Source organism: Flavivirga aquimarina (assembly GCF_030540835.1).
GTDB classification, from domain to species: domain Bacteria; phylum Bacteroidota; class Bacteroidia; order Flavobacteriales; family Flavobacteriaceae; genus Flavivirga; species Flavivirga aquimarina.
The window spans coordinates 22,130-43,240 of the sequence record NZ_JAUOEK010000179.1 but is presented as its reverse complement, the minus strand read 5'-3'; the positions used below and the strand labels follow the sequence as shown (position 1 = coordinate 43,240).

Below are 21,111 nucleotides of genomic sequence, written 5' to 3'. Positions count from 1 at the left end.
GAAAAATTGCAGTTAGAAAATTTGTAAAAAAGTAATATAAACCTATCTTAATTTATAGAATTCTATTTGTTGTGAAGCAGGTTTGAAAAACTTATGTGCTCTTTAAAAAGTCTCCAGACATGTATTTTGGAGGCTTTTTTTTATGGCATTCATTTTGCAAATAGTATATTTATAATATTAAATTAATAAAAATGAAATCATTAAAAAATATACTAAACTTATTATTGTTTTTATTAATCATCGTTGGTTTTTCACAATGCGCAAGTACCCAAAAATTAGAAGATAAGTTGCCCCTAGAAATAGATGATGTTTATTACCAACATTGGGTTTCGGGAGTTAAAGGAGGTGGAGCTGGTTATAATCTATATATTCCAATAAAATCAAATCCTAACCATATCGTTTTGGACAGTCTGTATTTTAAAGGACAGCAAGTAAAGTTAGAATTAAAGAATGAGTCGGTTTTCGTTGGGCGCTTTAAATCTAAAGCCAACAAAAAACACGATATTATTATGAGTAGCGATCCATTAGCAGAATATGGAAATAAAGCCCCAGAAGCGTCTAAAAGCATACCTTTTAAATTGAGTGATGCAGAATGCATAGTTAGTTATAAGAAAGGAAAGAAGACACTGTATTATAAGATTTCAAATATCACTAAAAAAGTATCTGCAAAATACCCCTAATGCACCATTAAAGAGGTGAAACATATCTTTTGGTTTACGTTAGCTAAAAACGTATTTTTAGCAGAATAAAAAACGAATCGTTGGGGCTACTCAAAACCTTTCTTAAAGACACTATTATTTATGGCTTAGCAATTGTATTGCCTCGCCTTATAAATGTTCTTCTGGTTCGTTTACATACAGATGTGTTGCCTAATGAAGCTTACTCAGAGAACACAGAGTTTTACGTCGTAGCGGCCTTTTTCAATGTGATTTTAACCTATGGTATGGAAACCTCTTTTTTTAGGTTTTTTAGTAATAATAAAGAAAAAGGAAAAGTCTTATCAACAGCAATAATTTCAATTGTTTTTAGTACTATAACCTTGGGAATCCTTTTGTTTGTATTTAGAGACTCCATTTCTCAAGTACTACACATTAATACGAGCTTCTATAGTTTACTAATAGGTATTACATTAATAGATACCTTAATAGTTATACCATTTGCCTATTTAAGAGTAACAGGGCAACCCATTCGATTTGCGTCTGTAAAACTTATAAATGTATTTATTATTGTTATACTAAACATCCTTTTCCTGTCTACTACATATGGATTAGAAAGTCTGCAAAACCTATTTAAAGTAGATGAAAAAGTAGAGTATATCTTTATAGCAAATCTTATAGCAAGTACTGTAGTCCTATTACTGGTTTCTCCATATTTCTTTAAAAGTAAGTTACAGTTCGATTTACAAATATTAAAACAACTACTCCATTATGGTTGGCCAATCATGATTGCAGGGCTAGCTTTTGTAATTAATGAGAATTTAGACAAATGGTTATTACCTGTTTATAAGGGAGAATATGTAAATGGAGCTTATAGTGCATGTTATAAGTTAGCAGTATTTATGACACTATTTATACAAGCTTTTAGAATGGGAGCAGAACCATTTTTCTTTAATCATTCAAAAGAAGATAATGCCAAAGAAACATATGCGACGATTCTTAAATATTTTACTATCGCTGGTACATTAGGGCTATTGATTGTCACAGCATATATAGATTGGTTACGACCCATATTTATAAAAAAAGAAAGTTATTTAATAGCATTAGATATTGTTCCTATTGTGTTGTTGGCTAATCTGTGTTTGGGAATTTATCATAATCTATCAGTATGGTACAAGCTTACAGATAAAACCCGTTACGGTATGTATATTTCTATAGTAGGAGCCATTATAACCATAGTTTTTAATGTTGTATATATTCCAATATTAGGTTTTATGGCTTGTGCCTATGCGACGCTTTTAGCTTACGGTATTATGATGCTTCTTTCCTATTTAATAGGAAAAAAACATTATAAAGTTCCTTATGCTATTGGAAGGATAGGGTTTTATCTTGGGTTTAGTACACTATTATCTTTTTTAAGTTTTTATTCTTTTGAAAGAAATATTCTTATAGGAACCGTATTTTTGTGTCTGTTTTTAGTGACTATAGTGTTATTAGAAAGAGATCAATTAAAAAGATTGTTTAATAATAAATAAAGTTTCTTCCCTTTGGGAGGACAGAAGATGGAATGCAAATTAAAATAATAAATAAATCCAACCATACTTTACCACATTACGAAACCATAGCGTCTGCTGGTATGGATTTAAGAGCAGATATTTCAGAGCCAATAACATTAAAACCTTTAGAGCGTATCATCGTAAAAACAGGTTTGTTTATTGAACTACCTATAGGATTTGAAGCACAAGTACGCCCACGTAGCGGACTCGCAGCAAAAAAAGGAATTACCGTTTTAAATGCACCGGGAACCATAGATGCCGATTATAGAGGTGAAATAGGTGTGATTTTAGTAAATCTTTCAAATGAAGAATTTACTATCGAAAATGGCGAACGCGTAGCGCAATTAGTGATTGCAAAACACGAACGCGCAGAATGGATTACTGTAGAAGAACTATCTGAAACGTCGAGAGGTGAAGGAGGATTTGGTAGTACGGGGGTGAAATAAATTCCTGCGTAGGCAGGAATCTCATGATAAAGAAGTATGAAACAATGGTATGTCTATATCATGACAAATAAACCTAATGGAGTATTATATATTGGAGTAACAGATAATATAGAAGAAAGAATAAAAGAGCATAAGTTAAAAGTATATCCTAAATCATTTACAGCAAGATACAATTGCGATAAATTGATTTATTTTGAAGAATTTGAAAAAGGAAGTGAAGCAGAAAAAAGGGAAAGGCAATTCAAAAAATGGAAAAGGCAGTGGAAAATAAATCTGATAGAAGAAATGAATCCAAGTTGGTCTGATCTTAGTATCAATTGGAATTTAAATTTTAATAAATTAAGATAAGAACTATGAGATTCCTGTTTTCACAGGAATAAAGTATAACCAAAAAAGATACCTGCCTACGCAGGCATGCATATGAAAATAATAGTACCAATGGCAGGACGAGGTTCTCGTTTGCGCCCACACAGTTTAACTGTACCAAAACCATTAATTCCAGTAGCAGGGCAACCTATAGTTCATAGATTAGTAAAAGATATTGCAAAAGTTTTAAAGCAACCTATCGAAGAAATAGCTTTTGTTTTAGGTGATCCGGCTTGGTTTGGAGACGATGTGGTTTCAAGTCTACAAGATTTAGCAAAAAGCTTGGGAGCTAAAGCTTCTATTTACCGTCAAGATAAACCATTAGGAACCGGTCATGCCATTATGTGTGCAAAACCATCATTGTCTGGACCAGCAGTTATTGCATATGCAGATACATTAATTAGAGCTGAATTCGATTTAGACCCAGCCGCAGATAGTGTTATTTGGACAAAACAAGTAGACAATCCAGAAGCATATGGTGTTGTTAAATTAAATGAAAATAGCGAAATTGTAGAGTTAGTCGAAAAACCTGAGAACTTTGTAAGTGATCAGGCAGTTATAGGCATTTATTATTTTAAAGACGTAGCCGTTTTAAAAGGAAAATTACAAGAAATTCTTGATGAAAATGTGATGAATGGTGGCGAATATCAAATTAACGATGGTATAAAACGTATGATGGCAGAAGGAAAAGTTTTTAAAACAGGAACAGTTGACGAATGGATGGATTGCGGTAATAAAACCATAACTATTGAAACCAATAAAAGAATGCTAGGCTTTTTAAAAGCAGATAACGATGAACAATTAGTATCAGCCTCAGCAAAACTGGAAAATTCAACTATTGTCGAGCCCTGCTTTATTGGTGAAAATGTTATTCTTAAAGATAGTATTGTTGGGCCTTACGTATCAGTAGGAAATAATACTGTAATTGAGAACTCTAATGTTAAGAATAGCTTAATTCAAACCCATACCACGATTAAAAATGCTAATTTAGAAGATGCTATGATTGGTAATCATGTTAAATATAACGGGGAATACAAATCTGTGAGTATAGGTGATTATTCAGTATTAGAGTAATTCCTGCGGAAGCAGGAATCTCATAGCAAAAATGCATGAAATATTGGTATGTCTATAATTATGACAAACAAACCAGAAGGAGTCATAGGTATAACAGATAATATAGAAGAAAGAATAAAAGAACATAAACTAAAAGAATACCCTAAGTCGTTTACTGCAAAGTATAATTGTGATAAATTGATTTATTTTGAAGTGTTTGAAAATGGAAATGAATCTTAGTTGGTCAGACCTTAGTATAATTGGGATTTAAATTTCAACAGATTAAGATAAAAGTAATGAGATACCTGCCTACGCAGGCATTAAATGAAGTATAAAATATACATATTATTTGTTGTTATCGGAATATTATGCTTTCCGCAGGCTAACTATGCCCAAGTAGATTTTAACAAAAAACCTAATGATGATTTAGGAAATGTAGAAGACGAGTTTCAAGAACATTTCTATGAAGCCTTGAAGCAAAAAGGCATTGAGAATTACGACAGGTCGGTTGAAGCTCTTTTAAAATGTATAGAATTAGATAACTCTGTACCTGTTTTATATTACGAGCTAGGTAAAAATTATGCGAAGCTTAAAAATTTCGGAGCAGCAGAAGAAGCGTTAAAAAAAGCCGTTAATAAAGAACCTGATAATGAGTGGTTTTTAGATGAATTGTATGGGTTTTATTCCTCACAGAATGATTATGATAAAGCCATAGAAACGGTTAAACAACTTGTTAAATACCACCCGGATTATAAAGAAGATTTAGCATCACTTTATCTTAGGTCTAAAAAGTATGACAATGCTTTAGAGCTTTTAGACGAGCTAGATTCAAAATTTGGAATTTCAGTGTCTCGAGATATGATGCGTAACCGAATTTATGAAGTAACGGGACGAAAAAAAGATCAAATAAAAAACCTTGAAATACGTATAGAAAATCATCCAGATAAAGAATCTAATTACCTGGCCTTAATTTTCCGATATAGCGAAAACAATGAAAAAGAGAAAGCCTTTGAGACAGCTAAAGAGCTGTTGAAAATTAATCCGAATTCGCAATTAGTGCATTTAGCACTATATAAGTTTTATTTAGATGATAACGATGCAGAAAAAGCTATTGAATCTATGAAAACAGTAGTTAAAAGCAATGAAATAAAACCAGAAGCGAAACTTAAAGTATTGACAGATTTTGTGAAGTTTGTTGGAGATAACCCACAATATGAGACCGATTTAGTGGAGGCTACAGCCATGGTTAGTGACAATAATAATAGCAAAACACTTATAGAGTTAGGACAGTATTATTTAACTAAAAAAAACAAAGAAAAAGCTTTAGAGTATTTTGAAACCGCATTAAAGTTGGAAACAAATAATTTTGGTGTTTTACGAAATGTCATGTTATTGTATATTGATCTTGAGAAGTACCATTTAGCTGAAGAAAAAAGTAACGAAGCACTTCAAAAGTTTCCGTCTCAACCCCTCTTTTATTTAGTACATGGTGTTGCTTTAAATCAATTAAATCAACCCAAAAAGGCTATTGAATCTTTAGAAACAGGATTAGATTATATTATTGATGATACTAAAATGGAAACAGATTTTTATAATCAGTTGAGTAAAGCCTATACCCTATTAAACAATACAGCAAAAGCAAAAACGTTTAGTGATAAAGCAAAAACATTAGAAAATTCGAATTAATGAAAATACGTTCTCAACTTACTTTATCCCTTTTAGTATTATTGGTATTTAATTGTAAAACATCAAAAACAATTAGCGAAGGTGAGGTTAATTATAAACTTTCTACGAAGCAGTTAATAAAAGAAAACGCAAAACAAGCACCTAACTTTGAAACGCTTAAGTCTACGCTTAAAATAACGTATATACAAAAAGGAAATTCGCAAACACACTCGGTTAGTTTTAGAGCAAAAAAAGATGAAGTCTTATGGATAAGCGCTACGTTTTCAATAGTAAAAGCATTAGTAACACCAGAAAAAGTTAGTTTTTATAATAAACTGGATAATACTTATTTTGATGGTGATTATAAGTATTTAAGTGATTTGCTGGGTACCGAATTAGACTTCCAAAAGGTTCAAAATTTATTGTTGGGAGAAGCTATATTCAATTTAGATCATAGTACTTATAGTAGTTCTGTAGATAACGGAACTTATGTGCTTCAACCCAAAAAACAACGAGAACTTTTTGAAATATTCTTTTTGTTAGACCCATCACATTTTAAAGTGAAATCACAGCAAATATCACAACCAAAAGAGTTCAGGCATTTAGAGATTGATTACGTATCACACCAAGAAGTTGAAAAACAGATTCTTCCGGAAAAAATAAAGGTTATTGCTCTGGAAACTAATGAAGAAACAGTTATAAATTTAGAGTTTAAAAATGTTACTTTAAACGAAGCGTTACGGTTTCCATTTAAGATACCCTCAGGTTTTAAAGAAATAGAACTTTAATGTTAAATAAGATACCCTCATATAAAATACTTTTTTTCCTAACTCTTTTGCTATGTAGTTCTTTTGCTTTTTCCCAAAATAATAAGCAAAAGGAGCTGGAAACACGGCGGCAGGAATTACGTAGAGAAATCCAGAAAATTAATGAATTACGTGCCGAAAATAAATCAAAAGAAAAATCGCAAATATCATTAATACAAGATTTTAATTATAAGATAAGTGTCCTGTCTAACCTGATAAAGGTTACCAACCAGCAAGCTAATTTGTTAACACGAAAAATTAATTCGAACCAAAAAAAAATAACGGAGCTTAGAAGCGAACTAGAAGAGTTAAAGGAGGCTTATGCAGCCATGATAGTTAAATCGTATAAAAGTAAAAATAAACAAAGCAGGATCATGTTTTTGTTATCATCCAATGATTTTAAACAAGCCTATAAACGATTACAGTACATAAAGCAGTATTCCGATCACCAAAAACAACAAGGAGAAACTATAAAGTCTAAAACATTCGAATTACAGGATATTAATAAAGACTTACAAAACCAAAAAGAAGATAAAAAGCGGTTAATTGCCGATAACAAAAAGATTCAAAAATCATTAGAATCAGAACGTAAACAACACGAGGTTTTAATGAAATCTATTAAAAGGAACTTGTCATTATATGCCTCTCAAATAAGACAAAAACAACGAGAAGCCAATAGAATTGATAGAGAAATAGATCGCATTATAAAAGCAGCCATTGCAAAATCTAATAAAAAAGCAGGAAAAACAGCGAGTTCAAAAACTTTTGCGCTTACAGCCGAAGAAAAAGTTTTGGCATCTAATTTTATAGCAAACAAAGGGAAGCTACCTTGGCCAGTTGAGAGAGGAGTTATAAGATTAGGTTATGGTACCCAACGGCACCCTATAGATAAATCGTTAACAATTAAGAGTAATGGGGTACGTATTGCTACGCAAAAAGGTGCTAAAGTTAGAGCTGTTTTTGATGGTGAAGTAAGCGAAATACTTAAAATGAAAAATGTAAACCCCATAGTAATGATTCGCCATGGGGGTTATTTAACTATATACAAGAACTTATCTAGTGTTAACGTTAAGAAAGGGGATAAAGTATCAACTAAACAAGTCATTGGAGAGGTTTTTACAAACCCTTCAAATGGTGAAACCATTTTGAGTTTTACACTATCCAAAGGTATGAATACAGAAAATCCGGCTTCATGGATTTATAAGATGTGATATTATATTTTTAGATTATCAGGGTTTTTCCAAGCTTTAATTTTTTTTCTATTGCCTCAAATTTTCTTGTTTGAATTGCAAAATTATATTTAGTAATAATTTAAAAACACCTCTTTCTTCCAGTTTTTCATTAAAAAACTGGAATTCATTCTCCTCTTAAATTAAGGAGGAGCACAGAAAAAAATAAAAAAGAGTGTTACATGTTAAAATTTAGATTCAAAAATATGAGTTGGACTTGTTCTTCCCTTTTATAAAGGGAGGACAATTTCGATTTATCGAAATTAAGAGGGTTTAAAAAGACCTGCCAGGTTTTTAAAACCTGGCAGGTCTGAAATATTTAACAAATGGGGTTATATCTAAACCACTTTAATTATATCCTAACAACCACATACCCTTTTCTTGTTTTCTTATAGTGGTTTCCATTCCAAAAATAATAACGTTTACCTCTAACTTTTACAATTTTGTAATGCTTAGGAGCTTTTTTTACAACAGTTACATTAGCTGGTTTAGTAACAACACGAGTAGCACAAGATGAAAAACTCATTGTACACAAAACGAAAAATAAAATAATAAATAGTCTCATAGCTTTTAAGATTTGTTTTTACTTTAAGACTTGATTAAGAGTTAAAGGTTTAATAAGAAGGTTATTAAGGGGCTTGGAAAGATATGTATTGTTGTAATATAATATGAGATTTCTACATTACGTTTAGATAAGAAGTAGTAACGGCTATCCTGTCTTGAGTACTTCGCCTATACTATAGTATAAATTGAGATCGAAAGGCTCAGTCAGGCATTATGAAAATCACTTAAATTTACTCAAATAGCGCCTTTAATTCCGTAGCCTCATTTGGTTTTATTTTTCCGGCTAATAAAAGGCTTAATTGTTTACGGCGCAATGCAGCATCAAAGCGTTCTTTCTCTAAATCGGTTTCTGGAGTTATTTCAGGAATCGCTATTGGGCGTCCGGTATCATCAACAGCCACAAAGGTATAAATAGCCTCGTTAGCTTTCGTTTTATCACCAGACTCTCTATCTTCTGTCCACACATCAATAAACACTTCCATAGAGGTTTTAAATGCACGAGACACTTTAGCTTCAACAGTAACGACACTTCCTAAAGGGACTGCCCGATTAAAAGCGACATGGTTAACAGAAGCGGTTACTACAATACGTCTGGAGTGGCGTCTTGCAGCAATACTTGCAGCGCGATCCATTCGTGCCAGTAATTCACCACCAAATAAGTTATTTAAGGGGTTGGTTTCACCGGGTAAAACCATATCGGTTAGGATGGTTTTTGATTGTTCAGGAGTTTTTGCCAGCATCGTAATGAATTTAATAATGCGACAAAGTTAAGTATTAAAGCAGTAAAATATTAGTGAATTCGTAAAAACTAATCTAGTTTTCTAACATGTAACCAAGCATCTCTATTATGAGTTCTCTTAATGACTCTCAACGCTTTTAAAGCCTCGAGTCTGTTTTCATAACTTGCATAAACAACTTGATGTAAACCATATCTATTAGCACCAATTTTTCTGGCTTTAAAACCAGCTTCTTTTAGTTGTGCTATTTTTTTATCACAGTTTTCTTCTATTCTAAAGGCGCCAGCAACAATATGATAATTTCCGGTTTGTTTATCGACATTTAGAGTAATGGCAGGAAGTGGGTTTAAATTAAATGTTGCCTGCTGTATTTTAGTTTCTAATTGCTGTGTTGCTTCTTCTTGAGCTAATTGATTGTGCGTTTCAATCTGATTTATATAATAATTAGACCCAACAAGACCGCCAAGTGCTAAGGCAATAAAAGCAATAGCAGCATATTTTAGGTATGGTCTGGTTTTACGCTTTTCTGGAGTAATTGTAATAGGAATTACTTTTTCAATGCTTTCAACCTTTTCTTTGTAAACCTCACGATTTACTGTTGGTGATACAAATTGAGACAGACCAAAAGAATCTGTTAAATAGTTGAGGTGATTAGAAGGTTCAAACAAAATTTTACCTTCATTATTAAAAACGATATCTCCAATATTTTTAAACGTGAGCGTTTCACCTTGTGTTAAATAAGATTTTAATACTTTAACCCGTTTTGCGATTTTTTTATTGGCAACTTCGAAAGGAATTTTCTCTATATCGGCAATATAATGTGCTAATAAACCATCATTTTTTTGAATTTGCTCATTAAATGACACCGTTTTTTTAGGCGGATAAAAAGCATTTGTACTGCCATGAATGGTTGCAGATGTGCGTTGTGTTAAAAAAGCTCCAAACTCTGGAATGGTAACACACTCATATCTATATAATAAGTCGCTGATGTAGGTTTCTAATTGCATAAAAACAAAGTTAGAAAATTATGCTTTCAGATAAAAATTTAACTTGAAGTTATTATTAACAAGATAAAATTCTTTTATTGCAGATCAATTTATGTATGTAACGTCTTACAATTTGAATAATGTAATTTTAAAACTAAGAGTATAGAATGACAGAAAATGATTTGCTTTATACTTTGGCTCTAAATCATGTACCAAATATTGGTGATATAACCGCAAAACGCCTTATCTCACATTGTGGTTCTGCCGAGGCAGTTTTAAAGGAAAAGAAGCAAAATCTACTTAAAATTGATGGTATAGGGCGTATTATTCTAGGTGACTTATTTGAAACACACCATTTAGAGGCCGCGGAAAAAGAAATAGACTTTATAAAGTCGAATGGAATTAAAGTGTCCTATTTTGAAGAAACAAGTTATCCTGAAAAACTAAAACATTGTATTGATGGACCTATTTTACTATTTCAATCGGGTACTATTAATTTAGAACAACAACATATTATTAGTATTGTTGGTACTCGAAAAATTACAACTACTGGCATGGCGTTTTGCGAGGCTTTGGTCGAAAATTTAAAACCTTACAATCCCATTATTATATCTGGTTTTGCATACGGAACAGATATTACTGCACATAGGGCAGCTATAAAAAACAATCTGCAAACAGTTGGTTGTTTAGCACATGGATTAAATCAAATGTATCCTCAAGTACATAAAAAGTATAAGGATGATGTGGAAAAAAACGGAGGCTTTTTTACCGATTTTTGGAGCAGTGATGCATTTGACAGAAATAATTTTTTAAAACGAAATAGAATCATTGCTGGTTTAAGTGAAGCAACCATTGTTATAGAATCTGCCAAAAAAGGAGGAAGCTTAGTTACCGCAGATATTGCAAATTCTTATAATAGAGATGTATTTGCCGTTCCGGGAAGAACTACAGATAGTCAGAGTATTGGATGCAACAATTTAATAAAACATCAAAAGGCACACATGCTTACTACGCCTTTAGATGTTCCTTATATCTTAAACTGGCAATTAGAAGAAGACAAGAAACCAGTTATACAAAAACAATTGTTTGTTGAACTAGATACTACAGAAAAAACCATCTATTCGTATTTAAAAGAAAATGAAAAGCAACAATTGGATGTCATAGCGATTCATTGTAACATGCCTATTTTTAAAATAGCAAGTGTATTGCTTACTATGGAACTTAAAGGTGTTGTAAGACCTTTACCAGGGAAATTGTTTGAGGTTGTCTAATTCCTGTGAAGGCAGGAATCTTTTTAATTTAAACTTAAATTTTCAATAGTAGATTCCTGCTTTCGCACACTATTGTCCGGTTTGTTATTGTAAGTACTCAATTTTGATTAAGTAGAGTTGATAACATTTTAACAATTACCTGATTAATAGTATATTAAGTGAAACATAAAATGCTAATTAATTTTGAAAATAACTAACGTGAATTCAAATCTTGAAATCTTAAAAGATTTGAAAAGTACTATTAAATATAGAAGTTTCAAGCATTGAAAAAAAATAAACCGGACGCTAGTGTGCTTTCGCAGGAATGACAGAAAACATTTCAGACAAACCTTTTATAGAGATTCCTGCTTTCACTTCGACTTTAGTTTATGCTGAGCATAGCCGAAGTACTCAGTGTGACACGCAGGAATGAGTTAATACCCAACCTTTTCTCGAACTCTATTTAAAACCTCGTCCGCTACTATTTTTGCTTTTTCAGCACCCAAAGCTAAAGCCTTATCAACTTCATTAAGATTATCCATGTAGTAATTATAACGTTCGCGTTGTTTAGCAAATGTTTCAACAATCAATTCAAATAAGGCTTGTTTCGCATGTCCGTATCCATAACCACCATTTTCATAATTGGTTTTCATAGTCTCAATTTGCTCGTCGTTCGCTAATAAACTATAAATAGCAAAACAATTACAGGTTTTCCAATCTTTTGGCTCCTCTAATGGCGTACTATCGGTTTGAATGGTCATTATTTGTTTTCGTAGTTTCTTATCATTTAAAAAGATATTGATAGTATTGCCTTTGCTTTTACTCATCTTTTCACCATCGGTTCCGGGAATAAGCATCGTATCTTTTTGTATATCGGCTTTAGGTAATACAAACGTTTCACCAACTTTAGCATGAAAGCGAGATGCCACATCTCGTGTCATTTCAATATGTTGCTCTTGATCTTTTCCAACAGGAATAATCTCTGCATCATACAACAAAATATCTGCTGCCATAAGCATGGGGTAGGTAAACAGTCCGGAATTTACATCTTCCAATCTATCGGCTTTGTCTTTAAAACTATGTGCAAGCGTTAAACGCTGATATGGAAAGAAACAGCTTAAGTACCAGGTTAGTTCTGTTACTTGAGGAACATCACTTTGTCTGTAAAACACACTTTTTTCAATATTTAAGCCAAAAGCCAACCATGTAGCCGCTGTAGAGTAGGTATTTAATTTTAGTGTTTCTGCATCTTTAATTTGTGTTAACGAATGCAGATTTGCGATAAATAAATAAGACTCATTTTTAGGATTTTCAGCCATTTTAATTGCTGGAATAATTGCTCCTAAAATATTTCCTAAATGTGGTGTGCCTGTACTTTGTATACCAGTAAGTATTCTTGCCATATTTTCATTCCCACAAAAGTGGGAATCTTAATTAAAATTAAACTTAGATTTTATTCTTCGAGCAAAGGTAAATTTTTTAACCCTAATTCTACAATATAACTTTACTATGAATATTGAAATTACGATAAGGCTGAATATTTCTTTAACTCTAGTTATGGTACAGTATAGACCTGCCAGGTTTTTAAAACCTGGCAGGTCTGAAAACAGACTTATGCTATTATGATCGACCAACAATAAAAAAAGTGGCGCGAGCCACTTTTTATAAATATATGTAAGCTTAAAAGCTATTTTTTAAATAAGCCTGCAACAAATAATATTACTGAGGCTCCTATGGCTCCAGTTAAAATATCGCCAACGATACCACCCATAAGAGAGATGTTTAGTTTAGCAAACAGCCAATTACCAACAATGCCGCCAACAATACCAATAATAATGTTTAAAAGTAGCCCAAAACCACCACCTTTCATTAGTTTTCCAGCTAACCAACCTGCAATAGCTCCAATTAATAATGAATAAAGTAAACTCATAATTTAGTAATTTTAAAGTTATTATCTTTTAAAGATAATCAATTTATAATAGTATTTTTGATACACGTGAAAATTGTAAAATACATATTTTGGATATTTTACCGTATTTGGTTTTACATTCTTGTAGCATTACCAATACTTATTTTATTTCCTATTCTTTTATTTTCTATTTTAAAAGAATCATGGTATCCGTTCTTTTTTAAGATTGCCAGAGTTTGGGCTAAAGTAATTTTATTTGGCATGGGGTTTAGGCTTCAAATTAAGCGAGACCAAACACCTAAAAAAGGTAAGAGCTATATGTTTATAGCCAACCATACCTCAATGGCAGATATTATGCTTATGTTGGTTTCGATTAAAAATCCATTTGTATTTGTTGGAAAAAAAGAGCTTGTTAAAATTCCTCTTTTTGGTTTTTTTTATAAACGTACCTGTATTTTGGTCGACAGAAATTCTCCTAAAAGCAGGCAGGCCGTTTTTTTAAGAGCACAGCGTAGATTACAATCCGGTTTAAGCATTTGTATTTTTCCAGAAGGGGGCGTTCCAGAAGAGGACATAGATTTAGATACATTTAAAGATGGTGCTTTTAGGTTGGCAATAAACCATCAAATACCCATCGTGCCATTAACTTTTGCGGATAATAAAAAGCGATTTTCATATAAATTTTTTAGCGGCAGTCCGGGAAGAATGCGTGCTAAGGTTCATAAATTTTTATCTACAGAAAATTTAACGATCGATGATACCAAGCTTTTAAATGAAAAGGCTAGAAATATTATATTAAAACAACTACAAGTTTTTAATAACAATAAATAAGGCATTTAACTAGAAGTGGGTATTTCAACACTTAAATATTATTTGCATTTTAATTAAACAAAAAACTGCTCAGGGGATGAGCAGTTTTTTTTCGATATTGACTTCCGAGCTTAATGAAAATCAATATCCAGATCTAACCAAAAACCTAGAATTTAATGGCGAACCCGGTGTAAACCCCTATAAAGTAAGGTTTAAAGTCGCCAGATGTATTATTAAATGTGTTAATTTGATATTTAAACATAGGCTCTAAATTCAAGTCTATTTTTTTAGACATTTGATAATTTAGACCCAATCCAAAATTAGCACTATAACTTATTTTGTTTATATTATTTGCTTTACCTAAAAGTTTTCTTTCGCCACCTTCTACCTCGGAGTATATTTTATTATTATCTAAAAAGAATGAACTAAAGCCACCAATAAGATTAACTCCTAATTTTTTGTTTGAAAGTGCGTATTGAAATTCCAAAGGAATCTCGATGTAGCCCATATCTTGATTAATAGAAATGTTATTTGATGATGGAAACGATTCGGGAGCGTCATTAGATGTGAAACTTTCACTACTAACAAGAGAGACCTTTTCTGGAGCGCTACTATTGTCAATATTAGTTTCAATAGCGTCGACATTTTGTAATGCAAGACTACTTGAGGTTTTACCTATAGTTTGAAAAATAACGGCACCGTTAGTATTATATCCCAAATTAACTTTATTAATACCAGAACGGATACTTAGCTTTTTGTTAATAGCATAGCTAGTAGAAATACCATAGCTCATATTAAGTTCACCACTTTTAGAATTATTATTGAATTGAGAACCTCCTATTGAAGAGCCTTTTCCTAAAGTATTAAAATAAACAGGTGCAGCATTTGGGGCGATACTCCACCTATTTGATTTCTCCTCTTCTTCAATAATATCTTTGGTTTTGTCTATGGCTTCTTCTATAGTAAGATTATTTTCTTCTACTGGATCATTGTTAATCACGACTTCTATATTTTCTTTTTCGGTTTTTGTGATGATATCACTGTTTTTTGAAGTACCATTAATGATTTCTTTTGTTCGTTCTTGATTAATTAATGCTGTATTTTTTTGTTGTACCGTTGGTCTGTCCTTTTCAGAATCGGAAGCCACAGCAGAACTATTGTTTATAGTATTTTGAAGTTTTTCTATATCTTTATTTTCTTCAGAATGTTCTGTAAAAGCTATATTGTTTTCCTCTTTATTAAGAGTTTTATTACGATCATTTTTTTCACTAGAATTACTTGCTACGACATGGTTGTTTTCTGTATCTAATAATTTATTAATAACATTTTGTGCTTTCTCGGCAGAACTGTTGGATGCTTTTTTGCCTTTATTATTTGAAGAAGATGTTTCTGCAATTGACGATTCTTTTGAAGGGGTTATTTTATTAGGTGAAGGTTCTTCTGTTTTGGTTTGCGATGATGTATTATCTAAATGGTTATTTTCATTAGAATCTGCATTAACAATAGTAGCATCTTCATCTACCTTATTCAAACGAGTAGAATTGTCTTTTTCAGGCTTTGTGTTTTCAGTATCTGTTACCTGAATGGCTGGAGTTTTGTCATTATTATTAAAATAAATAGTTCCAATAGTTAGTAAAAGTAATAATAATGCAGCAGCACCTGCATAGCGCCACCAAATAGGAATGACACGATGTTTTTTCTTTTTCTGTTTAAGCTTAGCTTCTATATTTTCCCAGACGGCATCGCTAGGAGTTGCTTCAAAATCTTTGAAGCTTTCCTGAAACAACCTATCTATATGTTTTTTATCACTCATTATAATGATTGTAAACTTTGTATCGCCTTATAATTCTCAATAGTCTCCTTCAAGCTATGTCTGGCACGCGCCAAATTAGATTTTGAAGTCCCTATATTAATGTTTAGCATATCGGCTATGTCTTTATGCGAATAACCATCTAATACATACAGGTTAAAAACCAACCTGTATCTATCGGGTAATTGTTGAATAATTTGCAAAAGATAATCAATGGATACTTTATCCTCATCAATTTCTAATTCAACATCCTCAATTGTATTTTCATTTATAATATCAAAAACCTTTTCGTTTCTGTATCGTTGTAATACTGTGTTTACAGTAATGCGTTTTAACCAACCTTCAAAAGAACCCTTGTTCTTATATTGTTCAATTTTTTTAAAAATTGTTAAAAATGCGTCTTGCAGATTATCTTCCGCTTCTGCATGGTTTCGCGAATACTTTAAGCATAAAGAGAATAATTTACTCGAAAAGAGTTTATATAATTCTCCCTGTGCTTTAGTATCATTAATTTTACAATTTTCTATGAGTTGGTTTAAACTCAAAATTAAACATGTATTTTATTAAATTAATACTTAAACTCTACTCAATTACTGGCACTTCAATTGTTAAATATTGATCTTCTCCATCTGTGTCTTCTCCTTGCCAAAACTTAAAAATATAAGAGCCGTTACTTGTAACTATAAAGTTAAAAGTTTCTTCTACCAATTCGTCGTCCAGAGTGTTACAATCATTACTTTCAAAAACATAATTTATAGGTGCAACTGTACGTTCATTGTTTTCTTTTAAATAATAAAACTCTTTAAAAGCATGACAAGTTGATGGTCTAAGATAAGAGACCGTAATTGGATATGTCTCTCCTAAAGTGAATTCATCAGGAATATCAACACTATCAACTGGTAAAATTTCAAAACTATAATTTGCACCATCATCATCAAGACTGCATGAAGCAAATAATAGCGCCGCAAAACAAAAAACAAAAAACTTTTTCATAGGTAAATATATTTAGGGGTTAAATACATGTTAGCTCTATATAGATGCGTTAGAAATGAAAAGGTTGCGTATAAAATTAAAAAATCCCGAATTAACGGGATTTTTATAATTATTCTGTCACTATTTTCCTAACTTTTCCTTCGAGTTCGTCCATGAGTTCGGGGTTGTCTTTAATAAGAGCTTTTACCGCATCTCTCCCTTGCCCTAATTTAGTGTCGTCATAACTAAACCAAGAACCACTTTTCTTTACAATTTCATGTTCTACAGCAAGGTCTAATATTTCACCAACTTTAGAGACCCCTTCACCATACATAATATCAAATTCTGCTGTTTTGAAAGGAGGAGCTACTTTATTTTTAACCACTTTTACTCGTGTTTTGTTACCAGCAACACTCCCATCGGTTTCTTTAATTTGAGTAGAGCGTCTTATATCTAATCTAACAGAAGCGTAGAATTTTAAAGCATTACCACCAGTTGTAGTCTCTGGGTTACCAAACATAACCCCAATTTTTTCACGTAACTGGTTAATAAATATAACGGTACAGTTTGTTTTGCTAATAGAAGCTGTAAGCTTTCTTAAGGCTTGAGACATTAAACGAGCATGTAAACCCATTTTAGAGTCTCCCATTTCACCTTCAATTTCACTTTTAGGTGTTAATGCTGCTACAGAATCAATTACTACAATATCAATCGCTCCTGAGCGGATTAAATTATCGGCAATTTCAAGTGCCTGTTCGCCATTATCTGGTTGCGATATAATTAAGTTATCAATATCTACTCCAAGTTTTTCGGCATAAAATCTATCAAAAGCATGTTCAGCATCTATAAAAGCAGCAATACCGCCAGCTTTTTGAGCCTCTGCGATAGCATGTAAAGTAAGCGTGGTTTTACCGGAAGATTCCGGACCATAAATTTCTATAACACGTCCACGTGGATAACCACCTACGCCCAAGGCAATATCTAAACCTAAAGAACCTGACGAAATAGCTTCTACATCTTGTACAGCTGCATCACTCATTTTCATAACTGTTCCTTTTCCGTAAGCCTTATCTAATTTATCTAATGTAAGTTTAAGTGCTTTTAATTTAGCGTCTTTTTCACTGCTCATTTATAAAATATTTTCTAAAGTTATGCTTGCTAAAATACTATATCTTTTATCATGATACAATAATAGTTTTCAACATAAATTTAGAAATATAAAAGCCTTTTTATTAATCTAAAAAATAAAAACAAGTAGGGCAACGCAACCTTTTTACATATTTTACATCTACTGATTAGAGGAGAAAAATTTTGCTATGAAAAAGATTAAATGAAATTTTTCGAATAAACAGTTTTAATAACCGCATTAGGTGTTTCAGTTACTGTTATTGTAAATAGTAACTGCGAAGCCGATGGTGACTGATTCGCTTTAATATAAGTTAGAGAAAATTAAAAATATTAATAACGAACTTGGTCAGGAAAAAGCACTTTTTGTTTATGGAAGTGCTTTTTTTATTATTGAAATCATCTTTTGGGATTTATTTTTTAGAAGAATAAATATTTCGAATTTCATCTTAGATAATTTACTTTTATAATTTCTGGTTTAAAATTGTACTTTTGCACTTCCTTTCCCTTTGGGGAAGTTATTATGAAAATTCTTTAACCTTATAAATTAGTATAGCATGCAACTGTACAATAAATTAAGCGCAAAAGAAAGAGCAGAATTAATCGATAAAGCAGGAAAAAATCGATTAACACTTTCTTTTTACCAATATGCCAAAATTGGCAATCCACAAGTTTTTAGAGATCATTTGTTTATCACTTGGGACGCTTTAGATGTTCTAGGGAGAATCTATGTCGCTCACGAAGGAATTAATGGTCAGTTATCATTACCCGCCGATCGCTTTAATGAATTTAAAACACATTTAGATACGATTTCGTTTTTAAAAGATATCCGATTAAATATAGCGGTAGAGCAAGACAATAAATCGTTTTTAAAGTTAAAAATAAAAGTACGTAACAAAATTGTTGCCGATGGTTTAAATGATGATACGTTCGATGTTACTAACAAAGGAATTCATGTAGGAGCAGAACAGTTTAATAGTCTTATTGAAGACAATAAAACGGTTTTGGTAGACATGCGTAACCATTACGAAAGTGAGATAGGACATTTTAAAAATGCCATAACACCCGATGTAGATACTTTTAGAGAGTCTTTAGATATTATAGAAGATGATTTAAAAACACATAAAGAAGATAAAAATCTTGTTATGTATTGTACTGGTGGTATTCGTTGTGAAAAAGCCAGTGCTTATTTTAAGCATAAAGGGTTTAAAAATGTATATCAATTAGAAGGAGGTATTATTGAGTATACCAGACAAGTAAAAGAAGAAAATCTAGAAAATAAGTTTTTAGGTCAAAACTTTGTTTTTGATGATCGGAGAGCAGAACGCATTAGCGATGATGTTATAGCTAATTGCCACCAATGTGGCAACCCGTTTGATGTGCATACGAATTGTGCTAACGAAGCTTGTCATTTATTATTTATACAATGTGATACCTGTAAAGAAGCTATGGAAAATTGCTGTTCTACCAAATGTATGGAAATAAACAGATTACCCTACGAAACACAAAAAGAACTGCGCAAAGGACAAGGGAATAGCAACGATATTTTCAAAAAAGGACGGTCTGAAGCTTTAAAATTCAAATAACATGCAGCATATAGAATTAATGGCTCCAGCAGGAAATTTTGAATCACTTCAAGCTGCTTTAGATAATGGAGCAGACTCTATATATTTTGGTGTCGAACAGTTAAATATGAGAGCAAGGGCATCTATAAATTTTACTTTAGATGATTTACCCGAAATTTCAAAGCGATGTAAAGCAAAACGTGTAAGGACGTATTTAACATTAAATACCATTATTTACGATCATGATCTATCTATCGTAAAAACGCTAATAAATAAAGCAAAGGAAGTAGGGATTACCGCTGTAATAGCTATGGATCAGGCAGTGATAGCCTCTGCCCGTGAGGTCGGTTTAGAAGTGCATATATCTACACAGATTAATATTACCAACATTGAAACAGTCAAGTTTTATGCACTATTTGCAGATACTATGGTATTAAGTAGAGAGTTAAGCTTACGCCAAGTAAAAAAGATAACTGAAGACATAGAAAAAGAACAAATAAAAGGCCCTTCGGGTAAACTGGTTGAAATTGAAGTATTTGGTCATGGAGCCCTTTGTATGGCTGTTTCGGGGAAATGTTACATGAGTTTGCATTCTCAAAATTCATCGGCAAATAGAGGCGCTTGCAAGCAAAATTGTAGAAAAAAATATACTGTTATCGATCAGGAAACAGGTTTCGAAATGGAATTGGATAATGAATATATTATGTCTCCCAAAGATTTATGTACTATAGATATTTTAGATCAAGTAGTAGAATCAGGCATTAAAGTATTAAAAATAGAAGGTAGAGGTAGAGCTCCGGAGTATGTTGCCAGAGTTATAAAATGTTATAGAGATGCCTTAGACAGTCTTGAGAATAATACCTATAATAAGGAAAAAGTCGTTTCCTGGATGCAAGAATTAGGAAAGGTTTATAACCGAGGCTTTTGGAATGGTTATTATTTAGGGCAAAAATTAGGAGAATGGAGTAAAGGTTCAGGGTCGCATGCAACGCAAAAAAAAGTATATATTGGCAAAGGCGTGCACTTTTATACTAAAGCTAAAATAGGAGAATTTAAAATAGATGCCTATAATATTGCTATTGGAGATACTATATTAATAACAGGACCTACAACAGGAGCAGAAGAAATGAAAATAAATAACATGTTGGTAAACGATGAAAAATTGACAGTGGGGACTAAAGGAGATACCATTACTATACCATTAGATTTTAGAATAAGACCCTCGGATAAATTATATAAAATTGTTGAAAATAAAGTAGAAGCTTAATGGTTGTTATAACATTACAACGTAATAAGTGTATAGGCTGTAATTATTGTGTAGAATTGGCACCTAATCAATTTCAAATGTCTAAGAAAGATGGAAAGTCTGTCCTGTTACATTCAAAAGACAAAAAAGGATTTTTTACTGTAAAATCTAACGATGATGTTATTTTTGATGACTGCGATAAAGCATCTAAAGCCTGTCCTGTAAAGATAATTAATGTGAAATTTGTTTAAAAGAAATCTTGACTTTTTAAAGTCAACATAATAATCATATCTTTACATTTCAAATTAATTATTAATCTTCATTCGTAATAATCTAAAATTATTAACGAGTTCAATATAT

23 protein-coding genes are annotated in these 21,111 nt (G+C 32.0%); 14 read left to right on the top strand and 9 right to left on the bottom strand.

Translation table 11 applies throughout. The annotated features are described in order from the left end of the window. The first annotated feature begins 191 nt into the window (after window positions 1-191). The 9 genes from Q4Q35_RS19495 to Q4Q35_RS19455 all read left to right on the top strand — a co-directional run bounded on the left by Q4Q35_RS19495 (window position 192) and on the right by Q4Q35_RS19455 (window position 7,759). Window positions 192-680 carry a hypothetical protein gene (locus tag Q4Q35_RS19495; RefSeq protein ID WP_303279706.1) on the top strand — a complete coding sequence of 163 codons (489 nt, stop codon included), beginning with the start codon at window positions 192-194 and terminating at the stop codon, window positions 678-680. Window positions 681-760: 80 nt separating this feature from the next. Beyond that, entirely contained in the window at window positions 761-2,191 is a 1,431-nt protein-coding gene (locus tag Q4Q35_RS19490; protein ID WP_303279705.1) for an oligosaccharide flippase family protein, read from the top strand. Between the two features lie 32 nt (window positions 2,192-2,223). Next, window positions 2,224-2,658 carry a dUTP diphosphatase gene (gene dut / locus Q4Q35_RS19485; RefSeq protein ID WP_303279704.1) on the top strand — a complete coding sequence of 145 codons (435 nt, stop codon included), beginning with the start codon at window positions 2,224-2,226 and terminating at the stop codon, window positions 2,656-2,658. A 36-nt stretch (window positions 2,659-2,694) separates the two neighbouring features. Continuing rightward, window positions 2,695-3,006 carry a GIY-YIG nuclease family protein gene (locus Q4Q35_RS19480; RefSeq protein WP_303279703.1) on the top strand — a complete coding sequence of 104 codons (312 nt, stop codon included), beginning with the start codon at window positions 2,695-2,697 and terminating at the stop codon, window positions 3,004-3,006. Window positions 3,007-3,078: 72 nt separating this feature from the next. Continuing rightward, window positions 3,079-4,098 (top strand): sugar phosphate nucleotidyltransferase, encoded by a 1,020-nt coding sequence (locus Q4Q35_RS19475; protein WP_303279702.1) that lies wholly within the window; start codon window positions 3,079-3,081, stop codon window positions 4,096-4,098. A 60-nt stretch (window positions 4,099-4,158) separates the two neighbouring features. Then, window positions 4,159-4,317, top strand: coding sequence for a GIY-YIG nuclease family protein (locus Q4Q35_RS19470; protein ID WP_303279701.1), 159 nt, complete (start codon window positions 4,159-4,161; stop codon window positions 4,315-4,317). Between the two features lie 84 nt (window positions 4,318-4,401). Beyond that, window positions 4,402-5,763 (top strand): tetratricopeptide repeat protein, encoded by a 1,362-nt coding sequence (locus Q4Q35_RS19465; RefSeq protein WP_303279700.1) that lies wholly within the window; start codon window positions 4,402-4,404, stop codon window positions 5,761-5,763. Then, on the top strand, window positions 5,763-6,530 hold the full coding sequence (lolB1, locus tag Q4Q35_RS19460; RefSeq protein ID WP_303279699.1) for a lipoprotein insertase outer membrane protein LolB1: 768 nt from the start codon (window positions 5,763-5,765) through the stop codon (window positions 6,528-6,530). The genes Q4Q35_RS19465 and lolB1 overlap by 1 nt, the downstream gene beginning before the upstream one ends. Beyond that, on the top strand, window positions 6,530-7,759 hold the full coding sequence (locus tag Q4Q35_RS19455; protein WP_303279698.1) for a murein hydrolase activator EnvC family protein: 1,230 nt from the start codon (window positions 6,530-6,532) through the stop codon (window positions 7,757-7,759). Before lolB1 ends, Q4Q35_RS19455 begins: the two co-directional genes overlap by 1 nt. A 370-nt stretch (window positions 7,760-8,129) precedes the next feature. Here Q4Q35_RS19455 and Q4Q35_RS19450 read toward each other — a convergent pair whose 3' ends face one another. The 3 genes from Q4Q35_RS19450 to Q4Q35_RS19440 form a co-directional block, all read right to left on the bottom strand. Next, complete coding sequence (locus Q4Q35_RS19450) at window positions 8,130-8,342, bottom strand: DUF6515 family protein (RefSeq protein ID WP_303279697.1); 213 nt, start codon at window positions 8,340-8,342, stop codon at window positions 8,130-8,132. A gap of 229 nt (window positions 8,343-8,571) precedes the next feature. Then, on the bottom strand, window positions 8,572-9,081 hold the full coding sequence (locus Q4Q35_RS19445; protein ID WP_303279696.1) for an acyl-CoA thioesterase: 510 nt from the start codon (window positions 9,079-9,081) through the stop codon (window positions 8,572-8,574). A gap of 68 nt (window positions 9,082-9,149) precedes the next feature. Continuing rightward, entirely contained in the window at window positions 9,150-10,085 is a 936-nt protein-coding gene (locus tag Q4Q35_RS19440) for an HU domain-containing protein (RefSeq protein ID WP_303279695.1), read from the bottom strand. Between the two features lie 146 nt (window positions 10,086-10,231). Between Q4Q35_RS19440 and dprA the strand changes: the two genes are divergently transcribed. Beyond that, complete coding sequence (dprA, locus tag Q4Q35_RS19435) at window positions 10,232-11,335, top strand: DNA-processing protein DprA (protein WP_303279694.1); 1,104 nt, start codon at window positions 10,232-10,234, stop codon at window positions 11,333-11,335. A gap of 413 nt (window positions 11,336-11,748) precedes the next feature. Here the strand turns inward: dprA and trpS are convergent, their stop codons facing one another. Next, a complete protein-coding gene (gene trpS / locus Q4Q35_RS19430; RefSeq protein ID WP_303279693.1) occupies window positions 11,749-12,717 on the bottom strand; it encodes a tryptophan--tRNA ligase in 969 nt (322 codons plus the stop codon). Between the two features lie 284 nt (window positions 12,718-13,001). Beyond that, window positions 13,002-13,244, bottom strand: coding sequence for a GlsB/YeaQ/YmgE family stress response membrane protein (locus Q4Q35_RS19425; RefSeq protein WP_303279692.1), 243 nt, complete (start codon window positions 13,242-13,244; stop codon window positions 13,002-13,004). Between the two features lie 66 nt (window positions 13,245-13,310). On the opposite strand from Q4Q35_RS19425, the gene Q4Q35_RS19420 reads away from it, so the two are divergent. Beyond that, the gene (locus tag Q4Q35_RS19420; protein WP_303279707.1) at window positions 13,311-14,054 is read left to right on the top strand and encodes a lysophospholipid acyltransferase family protein; all 744 of its coding nucleotides are present in this window, start codon (window positions 13,311-13,313) and stop codon (window positions 14,052-14,054) included. 145 nt (window positions 14,055-14,199) lie between these two features. Here the strand turns inward: Q4Q35_RS19420 and Q4Q35_RS19415 are convergent, their stop codons facing one another. The 4 genes from Q4Q35_RS19415 to recA form a co-directional block, all read right to left on the bottom strand. Then, on the bottom strand, window positions 14,200-15,846 hold the full coding sequence (locus Q4Q35_RS19415) for a hypothetical protein (RefSeq protein WP_303279691.1): 1,647 nt from the start codon (window positions 15,844-15,846) through the stop codon (window positions 14,200-14,202). Beyond that, window positions 15,846-16,388, bottom strand: coding sequence for an RNA polymerase sigma factor (locus tag Q4Q35_RS19410; protein ID WP_303279690.1), 543 nt, complete (start codon window positions 16,386-16,388; stop codon window positions 15,846-15,848). The genes Q4Q35_RS19415 and Q4Q35_RS19410 overlap by 1 nt, the downstream gene beginning before the upstream one ends. A gap of 37 nt (window positions 16,389-16,425) precedes the next feature. Further along, window positions 16,426-16,836, bottom strand: a complete 411-nt coding sequence (locus Q4Q35_RS19405; protein ID WP_303279689.1) for a hypothetical protein — start codon at window positions 16,834-16,836, stop codon at window positions 16,426-16,428. A gap of 109 nt (window positions 16,837-16,945) precedes the next feature. Continuing rightward, window positions 16,946-17,944 (bottom strand): recombinase RecA, encoded by a 999-nt coding sequence (gene recA, locus Q4Q35_RS19400; protein WP_303279688.1) that lies wholly within the window; start codon window positions 17,942-17,944, stop codon window positions 16,946-16,948. Between the two features lie 553 nt (window positions 17,945-18,497). On the opposite strand from recA, the gene trhO reads away from it, so the two are divergent. The 3 genes from trhO to Q4Q35_RS19385 are packed head-to-tail and all read left to right on the top strand — an operon-like array spanning window position 18,498 to window position 21,002. After that, window positions 18,498-19,526 (top strand): oxygen-dependent tRNA uridine(34) hydroxylase TrhO, encoded by a 1,029-nt coding sequence (gene trhO, locus Q4Q35_RS19395; RefSeq protein WP_303279687.1) that lies wholly within the window; start codon window positions 18,498-18,500, stop codon window positions 19,524-19,526. A gap of 1 nt (window position 19,527) precedes the next feature. Beyond that, a complete protein-coding gene (locus Q4Q35_RS19390) occupies window positions 19,528-20,772 on the top strand; it encodes a peptidase U32 family protein (protein WP_303279686.1) in 1,245 nt (414 codons plus the stop codon). Then, window positions 20,772-21,002, top strand: a complete 231-nt coding sequence (locus tag Q4Q35_RS19385) for a ferredoxin (protein ID WP_303279685.1) — start codon at window positions 20,772-20,774, stop codon at window positions 21,000-21,002. The genes Q4Q35_RS19390 and Q4Q35_RS19385 overlap by 1 nt, the downstream gene beginning before the upstream one ends. The last annotated feature ends 109 nt before the right edge of the window (window positions 21,003-21,111 follow it).